This is a genomic window from Paraburkholderia sediminicola (assembly GCF_046030555.1).
Lineage (GTDB): Bacteria > Pseudomonadota > Gammaproteobacteria > Burkholderiales > Burkholderiaceae > Paraburkholderia > Paraburkholderia sediminicola_E.
This window is the reverse complement of record NZ_JAQQCH010000011.1, coordinates 192,911-213,916: the sequence shown is the minus strand read 5'-3', so window position 1 is coordinate 213,916 and position 21,006 is coordinate 192,911. Positions and strand designations below refer to the sequence as shown.

Here is a 21,006-nt window from a genome sequence, read left to right as displayed (position 1 = left end):
GTCACCTCGGGTTAAGGGCTGCGTGGAGCGCTGGCCGGGAGGTGACCAGGATAGTGGTAAGGGGCGGGTTTCTGGTGCAAATAGATAGCGATGGTCCTGGTCGAGAGTCCGTTAACCTCAGATTGCTTACTCTTCAATGGGGACTCAATGATGAAAGCCGAACACATTCCTGATCCGCGAATTAAGGAACGCGAAAAAGCCGGACCGCACCTGACCACGCATGAGCATTTGGGTCTGAACGGGCGAATCGCCCTCGTCATCACCAACGCTGTTGGCACGATGTGGTGCGCCTATTTCTTTGCCGCGATCGCCCTTATCAGCTTGCCATCGGCCATCCAGGGCGGAGTGTCGACGCTCATCGCCTGGATCGCCCAAACATTTTTGCAGTTGGTGTTGCTGTCAGTCATCATGGTGGGCCAGAAGGTTGCGGCCGCAGCCTCAGACAAGCAGGCGCTGCAGACCTACAAGGACGCCGAGGCGCTCTTGAAGATCCAGGATGAGGTGCACCGGCTGATCGAGATCAACAATGAGCTGACCGAAGCGATCCATCGCGCGGTTACGGCAAAGGGAATATCAACGGTTGAGCCGTTGCACGTTTCCGACGACTCCAGCCCATCAGCGTGATCATGGGCGGGAAACTTACATTCCGGTGGCCCAATGCAGGAGGCACCCTTGAGCCCGACATCTTCGCCGATCTCCACCGCCCAGCACGCACTCGACACCGAGCCGCAATACGTCGATGCGCCGATGTCGGCGGCCGCCGCGTTCCTGGTCCTCGTCGTCAAGGACGATGACGCGTCGATCGCCACCGCCCGCTCCGTGGTGGGTAGCACCGGCGACCTCATCAAGGACGTCAGGATCCGGGCCGATCACGGTGTGTTCACCTGCAACGTCGGGATCTCGCATCGCGTCTGGGGGCCACTCACCGGAAAACCCGCGCCCAGCGAGCTCGCACCGTTCAAGGAGGTGCGAGGCGCCACGCACACTGCGGTGGCCACAGCGGGCGATCTGCTGTACCACATCCGTGCCGACTCGACGGGCCTGATCATCGAGTTCGAGAAGATTCTCCTCGAGGCTTTCGGCGACGCCGTCACTGCGATCGACGACGTGGCCGGGTTCCGCTACTTCAACGGGCGCGACCTGCTTGAGTTTGTCGACGGCACCGCGAATCCCGACGGCCTCGATTTGCCCGCGGCGACGATCGTCGGCGAGGAGGATCCTGCCTACGTCGGTGGTAGCTACGTCGTGATCCAGAAGTACTTGCATAACCTGTCAGCCTGGCGCGCGCAAACCGTGGAGACCCAGGAGGCGATCATCGGGCGCACCAAGTTCGACAACGTCGAGTTGCCCGACGCGACGGAGGGCCAAAAGTCGCACAAGACACTCTGCACGATCCAGGACGCCGAAGGCGAGCATGACATCCTGCGCGACAACATGCCGTTCGCCGTCCCTGGCCGCGGCGAGTACGGCACCTACTTCATCGGCTATTCGCGCCACCTCTGGGTGATCGAGAAGATGCTGGAGCGGATGTTCATCGGCAACCCTCCGCCGCTTCACGACCGGATCCTGGACTTCTCGAAAGCCGTCGCCGGTGTGACGTTCTTCGTTCCGGCCCGCAAGTTCCTGAGCAACCTGGCTGACTGAAGGGTTGTCTCAGCGGAAGCCTGGTTCGGCATTCCTGACAGCAGACGCAGCGGTATTTTTGAACCGGGGACACAATCGAAAATCTCGATGATCGACGATTAACTATTCATGCTAGGATCGTTTGAGAGTTGGTAACGGAGGCGACGATGGCCAACAACATTGAAGGCATCAGGGTCGTAAATGGCGGCGAGGCCGTCACGTTCGGTATCAAAGTCGACAGCGTTCACCACTTCTGCATTGTGAGCAGGGAAGTGCTTAAGGGCCTGTCGCAGTCGGATGACCACAAAACCGAGTTGTTGCAGGAGTTCGAGCGGCACCGCGAGTTGATTAGCGAGACGGCCGCACTTGCCATTCGAAACGGTTTGAAGGGAGATCCGCTACCACTTACCGCGGAACTCTTCTCCCCTTAACGCAACCTCGCCTAAGCTCCGGCCGTAGCCCTGCGCAATGCTGGGCGATTCCGTGTTGCCCTTCCCGTTGAGGGGCATCGGTCGGGGCAAACTTCACACCAATACTCTGTTCGGTTGATCGTCCTTGGGCGTATCTGGCTCGAACTGCTACTTTGAGTGGAGTCATCCGTTCAGTCGGCAGTTGAATCACGCCGCAGTTGGAGCGAGCACAGCACGCACTGAAAAATCCCTGGCTGGTAATCGGCATTGCTTGGCGACGCTGGCAGCAAAAAGCCCCGCAGCGCAAGGCTTTCGGGGCTTTTCTGGGCAAACTTGGGAGACGCTGGGAAGCTAGGTGGTCCCCTGACAGGAATCACATGCTCAGTGTGACAGTGATTCCAAGGCGATTCTTCCTATTTTGTACCCCCATGTATACCCTCAAAGCTTTTGGGGGTATTTCTGAGCGCGCAGATTCGCCGTCGCCGTACGGCGCGCGGCGTCGCCAATAGAGTACAGCGATATCCATGCCGGCGACCGCCCTGGCGCTAGAAAAGCCTCGCTGGCTCTGTACAGGCAGTTTTTGACGTTTCGTCCATGTAACGGAAATTGACGTTTAGGTGTTTCGTTTTGGGCGCCCATGATGCGCGTCCTCGTCTGGCAATCATTCAGCGCTGATGGCGCGTTACGTGCGTGCAATTCGTCTTTACAGAGATGGATGGCGCAATTTCCGCCAAACGACCTAAAGTTTTATTTATCGCTTGCCGATATGACAACCTAGACCTATAACAGGTGGTCTGCGGCACTGCGGCAATTTGTGTCAGAATCTCAGGTTCATTTGCCGGTCAAACCTGAACAGCGCTCGCTATGAGCGTCAGTGCGACGGTTTATCGGGGCACGAACAGACTCGCCAACGAAGCTAGGAGAGCATCATGAAAGACAACTTCCTTGGGCTGAAGACAGATCAGACGCTGCTGAACAAGCTTGAAAAAGCTGTTGACCGCAAGCCATCGCAAGCAGAAATCCTTGAGCAACGCGTGTCATACGTTTTCGGCTTTATGAAGCCGGACAGCGGGGTAACGCGCGAGCAGGTCCGGAACGTAATTATCGGAAAGGATGGGGGCATTGGCGGGGCGACTAAGTGATCGTTTTCGAACTGGTTAATCAGAACGAAAACGATCCTGTCTACCAGACGCTTACCATCCAGAATGGCGGCCGACAGTATGATTTTCTGAAATCAATAGTCGATACTTCGCTTGCGCTCGGCCGCCCGTTCCTCTCATCTCAGGTCCTTAAGGCCCTCAATTATCACGCAATAGCCTGCTTGCATGCGTATGCCGGTGAGTTCCGGCCATGCCAGGTCTACGTCGGAAATCACACTCCACCGGAAGAATATCGAGTCCAATCGTTGATGGATGATTTCGTCAACATGGTCAATCGAAACTGGGAAACGATGGACTACGTAGTTTTGGCAGCGTGGGTTTTGTGGCGGCTCAACTGGATCCACCCGTTTGTCAACGGCAACGGCCGAACCGCGCGAGCGGCATGCTACTTCGTTCTGTGCGTAAAGGCAGGCGCATGGCTACCGGGAAGCGTTATCCTTCCCGAGCTAATCAGGCGTGAGCGCGCTCGTTACGAACAGGGCCTCCAACATGCAGACGCTACTGGTGGCGACATAACTCTATTGCACGCGCTGCTGTCCGATCTTTTGAACGAGCAACTTAACGGCGGTAACCCCGCAGTGCAGGGAGCGGGCCAAACCCCCTGATTTCCTATAGCCCCGCGCTGGGCTTTTTCATTTCTGCCGCCTAACCATCCTTAACACTACTTCACCCCTGATCGTCGTATGCTTGGCGGATAAGAAATCGGGGATCCCATGACTTACCCATACGACTTGATCACAGGCAGTTTGTGCCTTGCTTTGGCAGTTGCATGTCTTGTTGCTCTGATGGTCGTCTGACGGGCAGGTACCACTTGCGTACCATGCGAACTCACGTCAAGCTTCTGCCATAAAAAATCGGTGCTGACGGGATGAGGACGAAGGCAGAAAGAAGGGCGCAGAGCTATTCGAGCATGGCGTTCGCGGGATTAACGGTGGGCGGCGCGCTTTTGCTAGTCGCGCTTTTGCCGATCTGGCATCGGAAGGTGCATATCGACAAATGTCCCTTCGACGCAGCAGGCAAGGTAATACCTGATCGAACCGCCGATGGGGTGCTGACATTGGCCGCCGACATTTACTTTGTGCATCGTGACGGCATGGACGACTCAATAGTGGCGAGTTGGAAGAAGGGCGGAGCCATAGGTCCGGCCTACCAAATCAGCAGACACGTCGGCGAACTGGCGCACGTTGAATACTGCGGCCGTACTGTGACCCGCGTGACAGCATCCGGTGTCAACGTTTTCGAGGCACCCCCCGGCACCCAGGCGACCCTGGATGCGAAAGCAGATTCGGACAGGCGCTGGGCTATCTCCACCGGCGCCACTTTTCTGCTTTGGGGCGTGCTCTGTCTCCTCAAGCTGCGCCTCATTCGACGTGAAGCCGCATACACCATCGGGTAGCCGTGTAGTTCGGCGCGCGCTTCGTCGTCGAGGTTACTTGTCATATCCGCGCATCTGCTCGAGTTCCTTTTTTGCCTCCGCTCGTCTCGCATCGATGTAGTCCGCCAGGTCCTGGACATGGACGCCCTTGGCGCTCTTTTGCGAGCGTTCCATCCGTATGAGCGGCGGCGGGACATCGCCGGTGGAAATCTTTCGCATCAGGACCGGCAGTGTCATTGGCGCGAAGTAGTCGCGGCATACGACGTCGATCGGGATCACTGCGGTGGCGTCATATTGGGCGAGAAGCAGAAAGACGGTTTTCATTGTCTACGATTTCTCCAGGGCGCCGAGCGGCGGGGGCAGCATGTCGGAATGTGGCCGCGCCTCACACCATTCTTCTAGCTCTCTCACCAGCCATCCAACGCGACGGCCAGACAACGCCCGCGGTGCCGGGAATTGATTCGTTCGGACTAACTTCTGGACTGTGGTCTTGGAGAGCGAAAGCGCTTCGGCGACTCCTTCGAGATCGAGATAAAGCGGCCTCATCGCGACGATGGTTTTCTTCTTTCCTTTAGCGGCGGTAGAGTCCAACGTGGTTTCTCCTTAAGGCTGCCGTCAGTGTTATAAACATCTGGTTTCCATTTCTTCGCTGGAAGCTCGGTGGTCGTTGGCTTCCCCTCGATCGCCGAGCGCGGAATGATGGGCCGTCCACGAGCATTGACCCAGAACGGCAGCCCTGTTGTGCGCAGCCATTCGGCCTGTAGCTGCTCGCGCGTCTTGCCCCTGCGCCCCGTTCGAATGCCAGTCAGCTCAGCGACTTCCTCCGTTGTCAAAAACGTTTCGCTCATCGTAAGGCACTTCCATGGCGGCGTGCCATCTCGCCATTGTTGTCGGCATAGACCGCAGTAGGTTCGACAAAATAGCGATTTCCGATCTTGATCGGCGCCGGCACGATCCAGCCGAAGCGACGCCAGTTGTATAGCGTATTCCTATGCGGCGCGTATTCTCCGAAGACCTGCTTTGCCCACGCTTCGAGAGGGATCAGCTTCGGTTGCGTGTCTGCCACGTTACCTCCCATCGATCTGTCATTTGGTCCATGCTACAACATGCCGAATATCCGACTTAGGGGCGACGATGAGCGGACTGGGCAAGAAGCGAATCAGTGCAAAGGAGGCCGCTGAGTTCCTCGGCGTGCCATACGCGACGGTCAGCCGGATCGACAGGCGCGGAGAGTTCATCAAGCGATACAAGCTAGGTCACAAAACCTACGTCTACGATCTCGAGTCTCTGGAGGCGTTTCTCGAAGCCAAGCTTGTCAAGCCGATCCCAAGTCCTGTGATCAACCAACCGCGCTCACGGCGCTCTGACGTTGCGATCAGACTCTCGGGCGAGCCGAAGGAGTCGCTGCGGGATTTTCTCAGGCAGCAACGGGTAGCGACTGATACACGAAACTCCCGCGCGAAAGCCAAATCCGGAGGTAAGTAATGAAGATACGGCTCGATGAGTGGTTGAGGCGCGAGTTCTATCCGCCGCCTGCCATAGGCACAGCGCGGAGGTGGATCAAGCAGGGCAAGATCTATCCGCCGCCGATCAAGGTTGGACGCTCGTACTACGTCGATGAGAAAGCAGTGTTCGCAGACGGTCAGACGCGCCCGCGGCTTGTTGACCGCATTCCAAAGTGATCGTGCTCGTTCCGCGTTTAGAGCCGGATACATCTGGTTTGCAAAATTCTGCTTGACGTTCTTGCCGAGCAAAACTAATCTACAGATGTGTTTGAAACAACAGACACCGGGTTTGGCGACCTGTGGAAAGTGGGCGGACAACCGCCGTCGTGCGGTTTTTTTACGTCCGTCGTATCATTGTGCACATCCATCTTATGGGTGGGCCATGATGAGGAGACCTTCGGGTCTGCCGGTTCCTACTTTCCGGTTCGCCAACCCCGTCATGTGCCCGCCCACCCCATTTGGCGATGGAAGGCGGGCTTCTATTCAAAGTAGGAGTCCAGACCATGACTGCCAAAAATCCCGCTCGTCCTGAGCAATCTAACGACAATCCTCAACCGCCGACCGAGAATCGCTCGCTCGGTCCAGTGACGCCTTCCACCGTTCTCAGCTTCCTTTTCAACCGGATTGACGATCTCGATGCCGACGAACTCCGCTTCCTGAGCGGCGCCGCGGAATGCGCAAGTCACATGGCGTACGCCCTTGCCGATACTGTTTCGAATGTCGGTTGCTTGATAAATGCGGACTACACGCCCGGCAAAATTCGGGCCGGCAATTTCGAAATTCCCGGCAACGTGAGCAGTCTGCTGTTCGTCGTCGCCGACCAGATCCGCGTCATCAGCGAACTCGCCCAGATCGGTTCGGACGCAAACTTCTTGCTGAACGATAAAGGAGAGCGTCATGTCTGAACGCCCCTCCCTTAGCGCGGACCGCTGGATGATGGACGACAGCCCGGAATTTACGCGCATCCGCAATGGTGCGCTCGCCGATATCCAGCGCGCGTCGCGCGCCATCGCGACGATCGGACGGATCCTTCACAACGCCATTGGCGATGACGATGATGGCCAGATTCGTAGTTCCATCAGCAATCACGACAAGCAGAATCTGGCGGGCGCAGTGGAGTGTCTGAGCGACCTCATCTACGATCACACCGAAAATCAGGTGTTTGAAATGCCAGAGACCGACGAGGAGAGCGGCAATGAATAGGCCCGTCAATCTCGCGTCTTTGCCGAAAGACGATGCACTCGCGCGGGCCCGGGCCGGCGGTCGCACAATCTTCGGCGACGATGACGCTGTGTCGCACGTCTATACCGATCTGATGAGCCGCTGGATCGGCAGAAACCTCCCGAAAGCTGTCGGTCAGTCCGACGATGAGTTTGGGGATCTGGTCGAAGAGATAGAGAAGGAGTTCAACGCTGGCGTTGTCGAGGCGGTGGTCGCGGCTCGCGCGCGCGACAAATCCAGGGCGATCCTCGACCGGATAGACGAACTCGCGACCGAGCAAAGTCTTTTTGCGTTCAAGCTTCAAGGACTGGTGGCATTCATGGTTGAGGCCCTTCCGGATGACCTGCGGGGCGAACTGCCGGTCAAGTTCACGCTGACGCAGCTTCGCGACGACATGATGCAACTCGCCGAGAACGTGATGGACCTCGCTCATGGGGTTAAAAATGGCTGAGATCCTGCACATGCCGACACGGCCTCCCCGGAAGGGGCGGCGGCGCGAGAAGCCCGTTCAGGGTGCGCCTCTGGCCGCGGTGATCGACGGAATCGATTTTCGCGAGGCCAACAAGCCGACGTACGCGGAAATGAAGGCTTCGCTCGACAAGCTCGCGTATCACCTGTGGCAAGCTAGCGAAGCTGCATCGAAGATGTTCCCGGCGTACGAATGATGTAGATTAGGCGTTCGCGAGGGCGTCTTTTTGGCGGAGCGACCAATGAAAAAATCAAAACCGGACATTCCCCGTCCAAGCTTTGAAACGTCTAATTTTGTTCTGCGACGCGGCGAGTCGGGTTCGAAGGAGCCAGACGAAAAACTCAAAACCGCTGTGCTGGACGGATGTCTGGTGGTGTACGTTGACGAGTGGACGAACCACCGCACGATGGAGGCACGTGCGTACGGACTGACCCCTGGCGACCGACCGGTGATCATCGGATATCAACTGGACGGTGGACAGGGAATTCCGCCAGTGCAGATGTGGAAGGCGATCGACGATCTCGACCGGATCTTCGTCAAGGAAAGCGGTCTTCAGTTCGTCGAAAGGACGATCCCTTCCCAGTACGCCAGCCAACTCATAAAGATGTTTGCGCTGGCGCCTGGGACGGGCTTGGATCTGTCGTCGCACGAGGCCGATGGGTATTGAATGGTGGATGCCGTTAGTTACTGCCGAGGGAAAAATGAGTGAAGAAGCCGAAAAGAGTGTTGAAAGCAATGAGACTGGCGATACTCTTGAAGACGTAAAGCGCCGGAACGCGGAATTGCTGCGTGCATACATAAACGAGAAGCCGGTTGAGTTCGTGAAGTTTGTTTGCGAATCGGTCCTGGGGATACCCGGGAATGGGGGTAACCCATTCATGGCAAGGCGAGAGAATGACCGTTCTGAGACCGAGCAAAGTATCTTCAGTAACTCTAGGAAGTACCACGGCAGCTTTGCTCAGCTCATGTTGGACAAGATTCGCGATGACGACGGCGACAAGTCTGACTCGGATTCGGAATACATCTCCTTCTTCGAGATCACCAGAAACTGGTTCCATGGGACTTTCAAATGGCTGAAATCTGATGACCTGGGCGATATGCTAGACATCCTTTCGATACAGTATGCCGTTTTCGAGAGATATAGCGGGGAGTTGGGTTCTGCGATCGATACGGCCGCGTACCTTGTCTACGAAGGTGTTCCGCTGTACAGGATGGCTGCAGATGGCAACATGACCAGGCTCTCTTTTGACGACCACCTTTACATTTACGTTTTCAAGAAGGGGGAGTACTGGGATACCGGAAAAGTCACGTCATTTCCGGAGTGGGTGAACGGTCTGTACATGAAGCGCAGCGACCTTGATGTGCACGACGCATACTTTTCTGGTAGCGGCGACCTGACGGATGAGGCGCGCGCCATGAGGCGCGAGGCCATGTGGCAAAAGCTGGGCTTGGGAAACGAGCGCAAGCCGAAATCAGAAGCGCCGCAACGCCGCGAGCACAAGACAAAGCTTTTAGATGCGGCGCGCGCGGTTATCGATAGATATTACGGTGCTCAATACAACGAGAATGACTCGCTTACGATCACTTCTCAAAAGGTTGTCATCGAATGGCTGCAGGCGACATACGGGATGTCGGAGCGCGAAGCTCAATCGATCGATATCGTTACCCGACCAGATAGTGCCCGCAGGCGATAAAGGAATGATAAGGGTACCCTCAGGGTGCCCTGACCCCACCCTCAGGGTCACTGATATTGCCCTCAGCCCACCCTAAGGGCTTTAAATAAAGTCCATACCAACGTTCACCACGGAACACAGTATGGCAAGCAAGCCCACCACAAAGGCCGACTCCGACCAATCATCCTCCCCAACACTTCCGCAAACCGGATTTGTGAGGAAGCACGAAGTTCTGGCGCTTGTCCCCTACGGCGCCGAGACGCTGCGCAAACTGATTCGCGCCGGTAAGGCGCCGCAACCAGTCTACTTTTCCCGCAGAAGCGTCGGTTTCCGCGTTGAGGACGTCCGCGAATACTTGCGTGATCCGCTCAATTACATCGCGCCGACGATCACGACTGTTCCGGCCGAACGTAGGGCAGCGTAGGCCATGGCGTCTCTTCTCAAGCGCGTCATCATGGCCGCATACAATCATGGATTCTTGCCGTTCCAGGCAGTGTCGCCGTTGATCCATCTTCTGGCGCTAGAGGCTTGCTGATGAGCCTCGAACTGCATCCGCTCTGCACGCTGTTTCCGCGCCTCGAAGGCCTCGAATTCGAGGCGTTGAAGGCTGACATCAATGCCAACGGCCAACTCCAGCCGATCGTCATTTATGACGGCATGATTCTGGACGGTGGCAACCGATATCGGGCCTGCGTTGAGCTTGGCATTGAGCCGATCATCTCCGAGATGGATCTGGGCGACTACGATCTGCTTTCGTACGTGCTCTCGGTCAATCTTCTGCGCCGCCATCTCACGCCCGGCCAGCACGCGGCAATCGTATCGGCCGCGACAAACTGGCTGGAAGCACAGGCACATGGCGGTGATCGGAAATCGTATCAAGCGGCAACGTTGCCGCTTGATACCGTTGCCGATCGTGCAGCCAGGTCTGGCGTCAGCGACCGCACACAACGCATGGCCGACAAGGTAGCGAAAGCGGATCCCGAACTGGCGAAGCGTGTTGCGCACGGCGAGATCAGCCTTCCGAAAGCGGTCAAGCAGGTCGAAGGCAAGGACTCGGTTGGTGGCGTGCAAAGCAATTCTCCGCGTATCCAGAGCGGTGAGCAGTCCTCATCAGATCCGGAAGATGATGGACCCGGTGATTCCGAATTGGCATACCTGGCCGAACTGGAAAAAGCGGATCAGGAGGCGTATGACGCACTGGTCCAGGTGGCGCTGTCCGACGACAAACTGGCAGAGGCAATCCAGGCGATCAATACCCAGAAGACCGAGATCGCCCGCCTGAGGGCTGAGGTCTCCGTCATGAAGGAACGCCAGACGGGTCTGATGAACGAAAAGGTCCAGCTCGAGGCACAGGCAAGGCGCTGGATGGGCATTGCGAAGAAGTTGGGCTGGACGCCGGGAACGTCGAAGTGAACGCGCCCCTGTTCGATTTCCTGCCCGACTACTTGGAAGCGGCTTTTCCTCCGCCCCGGTCGTTTCAGGATCCCGCGATCGACAGCATCATTGCAGGGCGTCGTGCTGGCCATCGCGCGCAGATGCTGTGCGCTCCGACCGGTGCCGGCAAGACATATCTCGGCCTGAAGCTATGCCACGCCACGCTGAAAACGGGCAAGAAAGCGACCTTCGTATGTGACCGGAAGTCGCTCATCAACCAGACGAGCGCAGTCGCAGCGACGTACGGCCTCCATCAGCACGGCATTATCCAGGCGAAAAACCCGAAATTCAACATGGATCTGCCGTTCCAGATTGCGAGCGTGCAGACCGTTATGGAGCGGGGCTGGCACGACACGAACCTGATCGTCGTCGATGAAGCTCATACGCTCTATCAGACGATGGTCGACCACATCAAGACCACCAAGGCGACGGTGATCGGCCTCAGCGCCACGCCATTCTCGCGTGGGCTTGGGAAAATTTTCACGAACCTGATCAACGCTGCAACGATGCATGAACTGACCGAATCGGGCGAGTTGGTGCCGATGAAGGTGTTTTCGTGCACGCGCATCAACATGGATGGAGCGAAGACCGCGGACGGCGAATGGACGGACAAGGCAGCCGCCGAGCGCGGTATGCAGATCGTCGGCGATGTTGTGTCCGAGTGGACGAAATATGCGGAGAACCGCAAGACGATCGTGTTCGGTTCGACTGTGCAGCACTGTGAGGAAATGTGCCGCCAGTTCAACGAATGCGGCGTCCTGGCAGAGGTCTTTACGCACCAGACGAAGGACGTCGAGCGTGATCGGATCCTCGAAGAATTCGCGAAACCATCCTCGGCGATCCGCGTGCTGATCAGCGTTGAGGCGCTGGCCAAGGGCTTCGATGTGAAAGACGTGGGGTGTGTGGTCGACTGCCGCCCGCTTCGCAAGTCGCTGAGCACGGCCATCCAGATGTGGGGTCGAGGTCTTCGTGCATCTCCTGAAACGGACAAGACCGACTGCATCCTCCTGGATCACAGCGGAAACATCGTTCGGTTCATCGAGGACTTCACGCACTTTTTCTATCACGGCCTGGAGTCGCTCGACGAGGGCGAGAAGCTCGATAAGTCGGTCCGCAAGGAAGCCGAAGAGCGCGAGACGGCTGCCTGTCCTAAATGCGGCTACAAGCCGTTCTTCAGGCGTTGCATGTCGTGTGGTCATGAACCCGCGCCTCAGGCTGCGGTGGCTGCATTGCCGGGACAGATGCAGGAGATTTTCATTGGCAAGAACCGTGTCGCGTCCAGCGAGCAGGACCTGTGGAACCAGTTGTGCTCTTTTACAGGGAGCACGCGCTCGAAAAACCCGGCCGGTTGGGCGTGGAGGTTGTTCGAGCAGATCGCCGGCCACCGGCCTCCAAATTCATTCAGATTTTTGACGGATGCCGTGCCTGTCGATCCTGCGGTCAGAAGGAAGATCAAGTCGATCCTGATCGCTCGGGACAAGGCGATGGCGGCATGAGCGATTTTGTTTCGTTTGCCGCTGCGCACGGCGTGCTTATTAATCACCTTGATGATTCCGGGCGTATTCGCCGTTGCGCGACCGAGGAGCATCCCCGCTCGAAAAATGGCGCCTACATGTTCGACGGACGCCGTGGCTGGGTGATGGCGTGGGACGGGCAGGGCGAAGTCAAATGGTTCGACGATCCCAACGCACGCCTATGGACAGATTCGGAAAAGCGCGCCTGGGGGAAACGGCAACGGGCCCGCGAACTCGCGACCGCTCGACGTCGTGCGAATGCGTTGCAAACAGCCAGGGATCTGATCGCTTCGTCGGTGGTTGGTGAACACAACTACTTCCATTTCAAAGGTCTTCCGGATGCTCAGGGTCTCGTTACGCCTGACAAGCAGCTGGTCGTGCCAATGCGGTCGCTGGCTGGCGACCTGATGGGCGTGCAGTTGATCTGGTGGGACTACGACGAGCTCAAGTGGATCAAGAAGATGCTGTACGGCATGCGTGCTACCGGTGCGGTCTTCCGGCTCGGCCCGCAGAAGGCCACCGAAACGGTTCTGTGCGAGGGGTACGCCACCGGTCTGTCGATCGATCGCGCTGTACGCCAGTTGCGTCTGAACGCAGCGGTCCTGATCTGTTTTTCTGATTCAAATATGGCAACCATCGCCCCCTCGGTGCCAGGTCGAAAGTACGTATTCGCCGACAACGACGCCTCGCTCGCAGGAGCGCGCGCGGCCGTTAAAACCGGACTTTCGTGGTGCATGAGCGACGTCGTCGGCGAGGACGCCAACGACCTGCACAAACGCGCTGGCCTGATGGCCGTATGCCAGAAGTTGATGGAGGCCAGAAGAGGCTCCTGAACGCAGCAAGGCACCGCGCTGGGCGGACACGCGCCATGTGTGCGGCCGCGGTATCACGGAGTACTCCGCGATGTGCGTCGCCGATTTAGTGAGGCGATCCATGGTCAGGGGGCATTCGACGAATAGCAGCACGTCCGCGGCGCCGGCCCGGTCAGAGTAGGTGTACCGATCGAGCAGCACGCCGCCGGCTGCGCGCCAGCGGGCCAACTGCGAAGCCGTCGTGCGATCCCACCATGCCCAAACGTAGACAGGAAGGTCCGCGATCGTGCTGCTCTTGAAGAAAACAGGCTTGATGGTCGTGTAGCCACGGTTCACCAGAACGTGCGTGAACTCTCCGTGAGCCTTGCGGATCGACCGGGCGATGTCGGAAGTCGCGAACAGCTTCATTGCTGGGTGCTTGCCGGGCATGGCGGTGCGGTTGGGCTAGTCGTTTCGCACGGTCGCAACTGTGGACCGATAGACGGTACGTACTTTGGTGTCGGCGGCGGATTTTCGGAACCGCCCCCACCGCAGGCGGAAAGGACTACTAAAGTCCAAAGAATCGCGATTGTTTTCATGGTCGTCCTTTCTACATCGGTCGGGGACCAGTTGGTAGATCGCGGACTGGTCGGTTTGCCTCGATTGCGGGAGGCTTACGCTGCAGCGGCGATCAGATAGTCGGACCAATGCTGCATCATTTTCCTGCGCTCCGGCAGATACTCCGCGTGCACGTATGCCGCCGTGACCTGATTGCGCTCGGCGTGCGCGAGCTGTCTGTCGACAACGTCGCGGCTATAGCCGAGTTCGCGCAAAACCGTCGCGGCCAATCCCCGGAAGCCGTGGCCGGTCATGCGTGACTTGTATCCCATGCGGTACAGCGCAAAGAGCATGGTGTTGTTCGAGATTGGTTTGCGGCCCTGCACGCTGTAGAACACGTAGCGCTCGTGGCCGTTCAGTTTGCGAAGCTCCGCCAGCACCTCGATCGCCTGACTGGACAGCGGCACGATGTGCGGGTCGCGCATCTTCATACGCTCGGCCGGGATGCGCCACTCTGCCGCCTTCTCATCGAACTCGACCCACTCAGCCTGAATCAGTTCGGTCGTTCGGACAAAGGTGAGCGCCATCAACCGAAGTGCCAGCCGTGTGATGATGTCGCCCTGATACCCCGCGATATCGCGCATGAGTTGGGGGATCTCTACCGGTTTCACACGCGCCATGTGTTTGACGCCGGCACCTTTCTTCAGCACCGTCTCCGTATCGATGTCGGCAGCAGGATTTCGGGCGCACCGGCCGGTCATGATCCCGTACTGGAAAACGGCGCGGGACCGCTGAAGAACCCGCTTGGCAGTCTCACGTACACCGCGCGACTCGACCGTGCGCAGAATTTCGAGCATCTGCGGCGCGTCGATGTCCCGGATTGGTTTGTTACCGATCCTGGGAAAAACGTCGACCTCCAGCGAGTTGATCACCTTTCCGGCGTAGACCTCGCTCCAGCCGTCTTTCTGGTTCGCGAACCATTCGCGGGCGACGATTTCGAACGATGAAGCCGCTTCGATGGCCTTTTCCCGCTTGACCTGCTGCTTCTGGGCGGACGGATCGATGCCGGCGGAGATCTGTTTCCGGGCGGCAATGCAGGCGTCGCGCGCTTCAGCTAGGGAGACTTCTGGGTAAACACCAAAAGACGCCGTTTTCTCCTTTTCGCCGATCCGATATTTCATCCGCCAGTATCGCGAGCCATTCGGCATGACCTGCAGATACAGGCCCTTGCCGTCGGCCAGTCGATAGGGCTGATCGGCAGGCTTGGCTTTCTTGACCTGCAGCTCGCTTAGCGGGGGAATCAGTTTAGGCATGGTTTGGGGGTATCGCGTTTGGGGGTACTTGGCGATATTCCCACCTGTACCCCCAAAACCAACTGGTAGTAGTTGGTAATCTGTGGGCAATGATGGCAGCTAGAAACCCCGCCACGCAAGGCTATGCGCGGTTATGGAATTCCTATTTTGGAGGTATTGGGAGAAGATGGGAAGCTGATTGGTCCCCCTGACAGGAATCGAACCTGTATCTAGCGCTTAGGAGGCACTTGTTCTATCCATTGAACTACAGGGAGAGGACCGAACCAAAATAATCGCTGCAATCCCGCCGACTCACAACCCCAGGCAAGATCCGGCGAGTCCAAATTCGCCAGCGAGCGCAGAGTATATCAAACACGTCCATCCGCGAGGAGGGCCGCGAAGCCCGCCCCACAAAGCAAACGGCCCAGCGGGCATTACCCGCTGGGCCGCGCGAATCGTCCTGCGCACTACCGTACCACTACTTCAAGCAGCGCACTCCGGTTCAATCGAGCTCACTCAGAATTCCACCACCGCAAACTCTGGCTTGCCTACGTCGCACAGCGGGCAACGCCAGTCGTCCGGAATCGCGGCGAAGCGCGTGCCCGGCGCGATACCTTCTTCGGGAAGGCCTTCTTCCTCGTTGTAGATCCAGCCGCAAATCAGGCAGACCCAGCTCTTATATTCAATCACTTCAATGACTTCGCTCACGACGTACTCTTCTTTGGTTCAATGCAATGATCCGCCCAGTCTGCCCCTTTTTTGGGCATGGCGGCGACCCGCAATATTACCGGAATTTGTCAAATGGACCGCTAATTACCCATGCGGCATCGCCGCAAAGCGCCTGAGACATGTCCGGGCCCGCGTGACGGAACGCGTCATACACACCGTGTATGCTCTGATCCGCAGCTGATCTTTTGGACAGACGCACTGGGCGTTCGGCATGCATTGCGACGATCCGCCTCAGGAGACTGACGCCGCCATCGCGCCTTCCATGTCCCGCGCGTGACGCCCGTTTCCCAACAAGGAGAAAAACGATGATTAAAAACAAATGGCTGGCCGGCACGGTACTGGCCGGGTTGCTCGCCGTGTCGGGCGTGGCGCAGGCCGCTGGCGTGTCTTTCGTGCAACCGGCGGACGGCGCAACCGTCAGCAATCCGGTGCACGTGGTGTTCGGCGTCGACGGTATGAAGATCGCGCCGGCGGGCACAATGACGGAAGGCACGGGCCATCATCATCTGTTGATCGACGGCAAGCCGCTTCCCAAGGGCGAAGTGATTCCCGCCAACGACAAATCGCTCCACTTCGGCAAGGGCCAGACCGAAACCGATCTGACACTGCCGCCGGGCGACCATACGCTGACGCTGCAATTCGGCGACGGCGCGCATCGTTCGTATGGTCCGGACATGAGCAAGACGATCACGGTCCATGTGAAGTAACCTGCACACGTGAGCCGGCCGGGCGTGCGCGAGCGCCGCCCGGCCGAGTTTTCCCGCTCAGAATCTGTTTTGCAAGCCGGTCATTCAGCCTATCTCTTCCGGCATACAGGCACCCGCCCGCGCGCCCGGTACAATGAGCAGTTCCGACTCATCGCTGTCTTCTCCAATTCTCCATGTCGCTTTACACCATTACCGGGGCCCAACTGGCGTTCGGTCACGTCGCGTTGCTCGATCACGCGGATTTCTCTCTCGAAGCGGGGGAGCGCGTTGGGCTGATCGGCCGTAACGGCGCGGGCAAGTCGTCGCTGCTGAAGATCGTCGCCGATCTGACCAAGCCTGACGACGGCCTCGTCACGCGCCAGCAGGGTCTGACGTCGGTCTACGTGCCGCAGGAACCGGAGTTCGATACGGACGACACGGTATTCGAAGCGGTCGCCGCCGGCCTGACGCACGCCCGCGAGCTGCTGGATCAATACGATGTGGTCGCCAACCAGCTCGCCGACGAGCCGGAAGGCCCTGAGCACGACGCGTTGATGTCGCGCATGAACACGCTGCAATCGGCGCTTGACCATTCGGACGCCTGGAACTGGAGCACGCGCGTAGCCACCACGCTGCAGCAGATCGGTCTGAATGGCGAGGCGCGCGTCGGTTCGCTGTCAGGCGGGATGCAAAAGCGCGTCGCGCTGGCGCGCGCCCTGGTTGTGCAGCCAGACGTGCTGTTGCTCGACGAACCGACCAACCACCTCGACTTCGACGGCATTCGCTGGCTTGAGGACCTGTTGGTCTCGCTGCGCGCGGGTCTGCTCTTCATTACCCACGACCGCGCGTTTCTCGACCGTGTCGCCACGCGCATCGTCGAACTGGATCGCGGGCGTCTGCTCTCTTATCCGGGCAATTTCAGCGCCTATCAGACCAGGAAAGCGCAACAGCTTGAAGTCGAGCAGGTCGAAGCCGCCAAGTTCGACAAGCTGCTGGCGCAGGAAGAAGTGTGGATTCGCAAGGGCGTGGAAGCGCGCCGTACGCGCAGTGTCGGCCGGATCGCGCGGCTCGTGGAGATGCGCAACGAACGTGCCGAACGCCGCAACGTGCTGGGCAACGTGAAGCTCGACGTGGGCCAGGGTGAGAAGTCCGGCAAGATCGTCGCCGAACTGACTGACGTCACCAAGCGCTATGGCTCGCGCACGGTGGTGGACAACTTCACGGCGACGGTAATGCGCGGCGACAAGATCGGCTTTGTCGGTCCGAACGGTGCAGGCAAGACCACGCTGCTGAAGATGATCCTCGGCGAATTGCCGCCGGACGAGGGCGCTGTGCGCGTCGGCACCAATCTGCAGGTCGCGTATTTCGACCAGATGCGCGCGCAGCTCGATCTGGACAAGAGCCTTGCCGATACGATCAGCCCGGGTAGCGAGTGGGTCGAAGTCAACGGCCAGAAGAAGCACGTCATGAGCTATCTGGGCGACTTCCTGTTCGCGCCGGAACGCGCGCGTTCGCCCGTCAAGTCGCTGTCGGGCGGCGAGCGCAATCGCCTGCTGCTGGCGCGTCTGTTCGCGCGGCCGGCCAACGTGCTGGTGCTCGACGAACCGACCAACGACCTCGATATCCCGACGCTCGAACTGCTCGAAGAACTGCTCACCGAATACGACGGCACCGTGCTGCTGGTCAGCCATGATCGCGCGTTTCTGGATAACGTCGCGACCTCGGTGATCGCCTCGGAAGGCGGCGGCAAGTGGCGCGAGTACGTCGGCGGCTTTACCGACTGGCAGATTCAGCGCGACCGCTCGCAGCAGATGGCGCTGGAAGCGCAGAAAGAAGCGGCCAAAGAAGTGGCGAAGGACGGTGGTGTCGCAGCAGGCCGCAATACGCAGCGCGCCGCCAAGCTGTCGTTCAAGGATCAGCGCGAACTCGAGGCGTTGCCGGCGAAAATTGCCGCGCTCGAAGCCGAGCAGAAAACCATCGGCGCTCAACTCGAAGACGGTTCGGTCTTCGCGAAAGACGCTCAGGAAGGCACGCGTCTGACCGAGCGCTACGCCGCGATCGACGAGGAACTGCTGATCGCGCTGGAACGCTGGGACGAGCTGGAAAACAAGCGCAAGTGATGTGCGGGGGCGGCGCGATGCCAGGTTGCGCCGACATCGCGTCCTGTTCAGGGGCCGGGGTTGCGCCGCGGTCTCATCGCGGTCCCGCAATAGGCCGCACCCAGGCGCCGCCCCTTATCCAAACGGCTACTCCCGCACGGCGTGAATTGCCGCCTGTATCGAAATCAGTAAAATACCCCGCGAACAGGCTTCCCCCGGCGTTCGCACCGGCAGGCTGTTGCCGGGCTGTGGAGTCCGCATCGAGCCGCTGTCGAATACCCATGGGAAGCCAGGCGACAAAACAGCTTGCCCGCACTGCGGGCACTCTACGTAACCCCGTTGTTTCGTTTCGCTTTTTTTGAAAACTCAACGCATTGTCCACGGACCTGTCCACAGGACCTGTGGACAACGATGAACCGACGCACCCGAGTCAACCATGTCTACGAAAAAGCCAAACGCCGCGTATAGCGAAGCGTCGATCAAGGTGTTGAAGGGCCTGGAGCCGGTCAAGCAACGGCCCGGGATGTACACCCGCACCGAAAATCCGCTGCACATCATTCAGGAAGTCATCGACAATGCGTCGGACGAGGCCCTCGGCGGCTTCGGCCGGCAAATCACCGTCACGTTGCACGCCGACCATTCGGTCTCGGTCGAAGACGACGGCCGTGGTATTCCGTTCGGCCTGCATCCGGAAGAAGGCGTGCCGGTCGTCGAGATCGTTTTCACGCGCCTGCATGCGGGAGGTAAGTTCGATAAAGCCGCCGGCGGCGCGTACACGTTCTCGGGCGGCCTGCATGGCGTCGGCGTGTCGGTCACCAACGCGCTGTCCACTCGCCTCGACGTCACCGTGTGGCGCGAGGGCAAAATCGCCGAGTTGAGCTTTGCCAATGGCGACGTCGCTAAAGAACTCGAAGTGCGGGCCGCCGCGCGTGGCGACAAGAAGTCTGGTACGCGTGTCACCGCGTGGGCCAATCCGAAATATTTCGATTCGCCGAACCTGCCGCTCGGTGAACTGCAGCGTCTGCTGCGCTCGAAAGCGGTGCTGTTGCCGGGCGTCGAAGTTACGCTGATCAATGAGAAGACCGGTGAAACGCAAACCTGGAAATACGAAGACGGTCTGCGCGGCTATCTGCTCGAAGGTATGAACGGCAGCGATCTGCTGATTCCGCTGTTCGAAGGCGAACGTTATGTCGAAAACGCGCGCGTCAGTGAAGAGACGTTTGCTGAAGGCGAGGGCGCGACATGGGTCGTCGCGTGGAGCGAAGAAGGTACGCTCATGCGCGAGTCGTACGTCAATCTGATTCCGACGCCCGCGGGCGGTACGCACGAATCCGGTTTGCGCGACGGCCTGTTCCAGGCGGTGAAGAGCTTTGTCGAGTTGCATAACCTGCAGCCGAAGGGTGTGAAGCTGCTGGCGGAAGACGTGTTCGCGCGCGTGTCGTTCGTGCTCTCGGCGAAGGTGCTCGATCCGCAATTCCAAGGGCAGATCAAGGAGCGCCTGAATAGCCGCGATGCGGTGAAGCTGGTGTCGTCGTTCTCGCGGCCGGCGTTGGAGCTGTGGTTGAATCAGCACGTCGAGCACGGCAAGAAGCTCGCCGACCTCGTCATCAAACAGGCCCAGGCGCGTACCCGTGCCGGCCAGAAGGTCGAGAAGCGCAAGAGTTCGGGCGTGGCCGTGCTGCCGGGCAAGCTGACCGATTGCGAATCGACGGAAATCGGCCGCAACGAACTGTTTCTCGTCGAGGGTGACTCGGCGGGTGGCTCGGCGAAGATGGGCCGCGACAAGGAATACCAGGCGATCCTGCCGCTGCGCGGCAAGGTGCTGAACACATGGGAAACCGAGCGTGACCGGCTGTTCGCCAACAACGAAGTGCACGACATTTCGGTGGCGATCGGCGTCGATCCGCATAGCCCGGACGACAAGGTCGATCTGTCGAATCTGCGCTACGGCAAGATCTGCATTCTGTCGGATGCGGATGTCGACGGTTCGCACATTCAGGTGCTGCTGCTCACGCTGTTCTTCAAGCATTTCCCGCAGCTGATCGAGCGTGGGCATGTGTGTGTGGCGCGTCCGCCGCTGTTCCGGGTCGATGCGCCCGCACGCGGCAAGAAGCCGGCGCAGAAGCTCTATGCACTCGACGAAGGCGAACTCGAAGCGATCCTCGACAAACTTCGCAAAGACGGCGTGCGCGAGACGCAATGGTCCATCAGCCGCTTTAAAGGCCTCGGCGAAATGAGCGCGGAGCAGTTGTGGGACACGACCATGAACCCGGACACGCGGCGCCTGACGCCGGTGGCGCTCGGCGATCTCGACTACGACGCCACGGTGGCGCGCATGACGATGCTGATGGGCAAGGGCGAAGCGGCGTCGCGGCGCAGCTGGCTGGAAGAAAAAGGCAATGAAGTGGAAGCGGATATCTGAGCGCGCTAACAGCGCCTTAGTTGAACCACTCACTTCACGCCAAAC

General features: G+C 58.9%; 27 protein-coding genes and 1 tRNA gene. 21 read left to right on the top strand and 7 right to left on the bottom strand.

Features of this window, described 5'->3' with window-relative positions; translation table 11 throughout:
* Positions 1-147: 147 nt before the first annotated feature.
* The 6 genes from PQQ52_RS17950 to PQQ52_RS17925 all read left to right on the top strand — a co-directional run bounded on the left by PQQ52_RS17950 (position 148) and on the right by PQQ52_RS17925 (position 4,589).
* On the top strand, positions 148-624 hold the full coding sequence (locus tag PQQ52_RS17950; protein ID WP_408213874.1) for a hypothetical protein: 477 nt from the start codon (positions 148-150) through the stop codon (positions 622-624).
* A 48-nt stretch (positions 625-672) separates the two neighbouring features.
* Positions 673-1,644, top strand: coding sequence for a Dyp-type peroxidase (locus PQQ52_RS17945; protein ID WP_408213871.1), 972 nt, complete (start codon positions 673-675; stop codon positions 1,642-1,644).
* A gap of 146 nt (positions 1,645-1,790) precedes the next feature.
* Positions 1,791-2,054 (top strand): DUF1488 family protein, encoded by a 264-nt coding sequence (locus PQQ52_RS17940; protein ID WP_408213868.1) that lies wholly within the window; start codon positions 1,791-1,793, stop codon positions 2,052-2,054.
* Positions 2,055-2,962: 908 nt separating this feature from the next.
* The gene (locus tag PQQ52_RS17935; protein WP_408213866.1) at positions 2,963-3,175 is read left to right on the top strand and encodes a hypothetical protein; all 213 of its coding nucleotides are present in this window, start codon (positions 2,963-2,965) and stop codon (positions 3,173-3,175) included.
* Positions 3,172-3,798, top strand: a complete 627-nt coding sequence (locus PQQ52_RS17930; RefSeq protein ID WP_408213864.1) for a Fic family protein — start codon at positions 3,172-3,174, stop codon at positions 3,796-3,798. The genes PQQ52_RS17935 and PQQ52_RS17930 overlap by 4 nt, the downstream gene beginning before the upstream one ends.
* Before the next feature lie 263 nt (positions 3,799-4,061).
* Positions 4,062-4,589, top strand: a complete 528-nt coding sequence (locus PQQ52_RS17925; RefSeq protein WP_408213861.1) for a hypothetical protein — start codon at positions 4,062-4,064, stop codon at positions 4,587-4,589.
* 33 nt (positions 4,590-4,622) lie between these two features.
* Here the strand turns inward: PQQ52_RS17925 and PQQ52_RS17920 are convergent, their stop codons facing one another.
* The 4 genes from PQQ52_RS17920 to PQQ52_RS17905 are packed head-to-tail and all read right to left on the bottom strand — an operon-like array spanning position 4,623 to position 5,634.
* Entirely contained in the window at positions 4,623-4,892 is a 270-nt protein-coding gene (locus PQQ52_RS17920) for a pyocin activator PrtN family protein (RefSeq protein WP_408213859.1), read from the bottom strand.
* Between the two features lie 3 nt (positions 4,893-4,895).
* Complete coding sequence (locus PQQ52_RS17915) at positions 4,896-5,114, bottom strand: helix-turn-helix transcriptional regulator (RefSeq protein WP_408213941.1); 219 nt, start codon at positions 5,112-5,114, stop codon at positions 4,896-4,898.
* Positions 5,111-5,416 (bottom strand): DUF4224 domain-containing protein, encoded by a 306-nt coding sequence (locus PQQ52_RS17910; protein ID WP_408213856.1) that lies wholly within the window; start codon positions 5,414-5,416, stop codon positions 5,111-5,113. The genes PQQ52_RS17915 and PQQ52_RS17910 overlap by 4 nt, the downstream gene beginning before the upstream one ends.
* On the bottom strand, positions 5,413-5,634 hold the full coding sequence (locus PQQ52_RS17905; RefSeq protein ID WP_408213853.1) for an excisionase: 222 nt from the start codon (positions 5,632-5,634) through the stop codon (positions 5,413-5,415). The genes PQQ52_RS17910 and PQQ52_RS17905 overlap by 4 nt, the downstream gene beginning before the upstream one ends.
* Positions 5,635-5,702: 68 nt before the next feature.
* On the opposite strand from PQQ52_RS17905, the gene PQQ52_RS17900 reads away from it, so the two are divergent.
* The 12 genes from PQQ52_RS17900 (at position 5,703) to PQQ52_RS17845 (ending at position 13,217) form a co-directional block, all read left to right on the top strand.
* The gene (locus PQQ52_RS17900; RefSeq protein WP_408213848.1) at positions 5,703-6,053 is read left to right on the top strand and encodes a helix-turn-helix transcriptional regulator; all 351 of its coding nucleotides are present in this window, start codon (positions 5,703-5,705) and stop codon (positions 6,051-6,053) included.
* A complete protein-coding gene (locus PQQ52_RS17895) occupies positions 6,053-6,250 on the top strand; it encodes an excisionase (RefSeq protein WP_408213842.1) in 198 nt (65 codons plus the stop codon). Before PQQ52_RS17900 ends, PQQ52_RS17895 begins: the two co-directional genes overlap by 1 nt.
* 326 nt (positions 6,251-6,576) lie before the next feature.
* Positions 6,577-6,978: a hypothetical protein gene (locus PQQ52_RS17890; RefSeq protein WP_408213839.1), complete on the top strand. Its 402-nt coding sequence runs from the start codon at positions 6,577-6,579 to the stop codon at positions 6,976-6,978.
* Positions 6,971-7,276 (top strand): hypothetical protein, encoded by a 306-nt coding sequence (locus PQQ52_RS17885; RefSeq protein ID WP_408213836.1) that lies wholly within the window; start codon positions 6,971-6,973, stop codon positions 7,274-7,276. Before PQQ52_RS17890 ends, PQQ52_RS17885 begins: the two co-directional genes overlap by 8 nt.
* Complete coding sequence (locus PQQ52_RS17880) at positions 7,269-7,745, top strand: hypothetical protein (protein ID WP_408213834.1); 477 nt, start codon at positions 7,269-7,271, stop codon at positions 7,743-7,745. The genes PQQ52_RS17885 and PQQ52_RS17880 overlap by 8 nt, the downstream gene beginning before the upstream one ends.
* The gene (locus PQQ52_RS17875; protein WP_408213832.1) at positions 7,738-7,959 is read left to right on the top strand and encodes a hypothetical protein; all 222 of its coding nucleotides are present in this window, start codon (positions 7,738-7,740) and stop codon (positions 7,957-7,959) included. Before PQQ52_RS17880 ends, PQQ52_RS17875 begins: the two co-directional genes overlap by 8 nt.
* Before the next feature lie 45 nt (positions 7,960-8,004).
* The gene (locus PQQ52_RS17870) at positions 8,005-8,430 is read left to right on the top strand and encodes a hypothetical protein (RefSeq protein WP_408213829.1); all 426 of its coding nucleotides are present in this window, start codon (positions 8,005-8,007) and stop codon (positions 8,428-8,430) included.
* Positions 8,420-9,457, top strand: coding sequence for a hypothetical protein (locus PQQ52_RS17865; protein ID WP_408213827.1), 1,038 nt, complete (start codon positions 8,420-8,422; stop codon positions 9,455-9,457). Before PQQ52_RS17870 ends, PQQ52_RS17865 begins: the two co-directional genes overlap by 11 nt.
* Positions 9,458-9,578: 121 nt before the next feature.
* Positions 9,579-9,860, top strand: a complete 282-nt coding sequence (locus PQQ52_RS17860; protein WP_408213825.1) for a helix-turn-helix transcriptional regulator — start codon at positions 9,579-9,581, stop codon at positions 9,858-9,860.
* 110 nt (positions 9,861-9,970) lie between these two features.
* A complete protein-coding gene (locus PQQ52_RS17855; protein ID WP_408213822.1) occupies positions 9,971-10,849 on the top strand; it encodes a ParB N-terminal domain-containing protein in 879 nt (292 codons plus the stop codon).
* Positions 10,846-12,366: a DEAD/DEAH box helicase gene (locus PQQ52_RS17850; RefSeq protein ID WP_408213819.1), complete on the top strand. Its 1,521-nt coding sequence runs from the start codon at positions 10,846-10,848 to the stop codon at positions 12,364-12,366. The genes PQQ52_RS17855 and PQQ52_RS17850 overlap by 4 nt, the downstream gene beginning before the upstream one ends.
* The gene (locus PQQ52_RS17845) at positions 12,363-13,217 is read left to right on the top strand and encodes a toprim domain-containing protein (RefSeq protein ID WP_408213817.1); all 855 of its coding nucleotides are present in this window, start codon (positions 12,363-12,365) and stop codon (positions 13,215-13,217) included. Before PQQ52_RS17850 ends, PQQ52_RS17845 begins: the two co-directional genes overlap by 4 nt.
* Positions 13,218-13,849: 632 nt before the next feature.
* On the opposite strand, the gene PQQ52_RS17840 is transcribed toward PQQ52_RS17845, so the two are convergent.
* The 3 genes from PQQ52_RS17840 to PQQ52_RS17830 all read right to left on the bottom strand — a co-directional run bounded on the left by PQQ52_RS17840 (position 13,850) and on the right by PQQ52_RS17830 (position 15,733).
* Positions 13,850-15,046, bottom strand: coding sequence for a tyrosine-type recombinase/integrase (locus PQQ52_RS17840; protein WP_408213814.1), 1,197 nt, complete (start codon positions 15,044-15,046; stop codon positions 13,850-13,852).
* Between the two features lie 179 nt (positions 15,047-15,225).
* Positions 15,226-15,300: transfer RNA gene (locus tag PQQ52_RS17835), tRNA-Arg, on the bottom strand.
* 241 nt (positions 15,301-15,541) lie between these two features.
* Complete coding sequence (locus PQQ52_RS17830) at positions 15,542-15,733, bottom strand: rubredoxin (RefSeq protein WP_408213811.1); 192 nt, start codon at positions 15,731-15,733, stop codon at positions 15,542-15,544.
* Positions 15,734-16,059: 326 nt separating this feature from the next.
* On the opposite strand from PQQ52_RS17830, the gene PQQ52_RS17825 reads away from it, so the two are divergent.
* The 3 genes from PQQ52_RS17825 to parE all read left to right on the top strand — a co-directional run bounded on the left by PQQ52_RS17825 (position 16,060) and on the right by parE (position 20,961).
* Positions 16,060-16,461, top strand: coding sequence for a DUF4399 domain-containing protein (locus tag PQQ52_RS17825; protein ID WP_408213809.1), 402 nt, complete (start codon positions 16,060-16,062; stop codon positions 16,459-16,461).
* A gap of 173 nt (positions 16,462-16,634) precedes the next feature.
* Positions 16,635-18,560, top strand: coding sequence for an ATP-binding cassette domain-containing protein (locus PQQ52_RS17820; RefSeq protein WP_408213806.1), 1,926 nt, complete (start codon positions 16,635-16,637; stop codon positions 18,558-18,560).
* 415 nt (positions 18,561-18,975) lie between these two features.
* Positions 18,976-20,961, top strand: a complete 1,986-nt coding sequence (parE, locus tag PQQ52_RS17815; protein ID WP_408213804.1) for a DNA topoisomerase IV subunit B — start codon at positions 18,976-18,978, stop codon at positions 20,959-20,961.
* Positions 20,962-21,006: the final 45 nt, after the last annotated feature.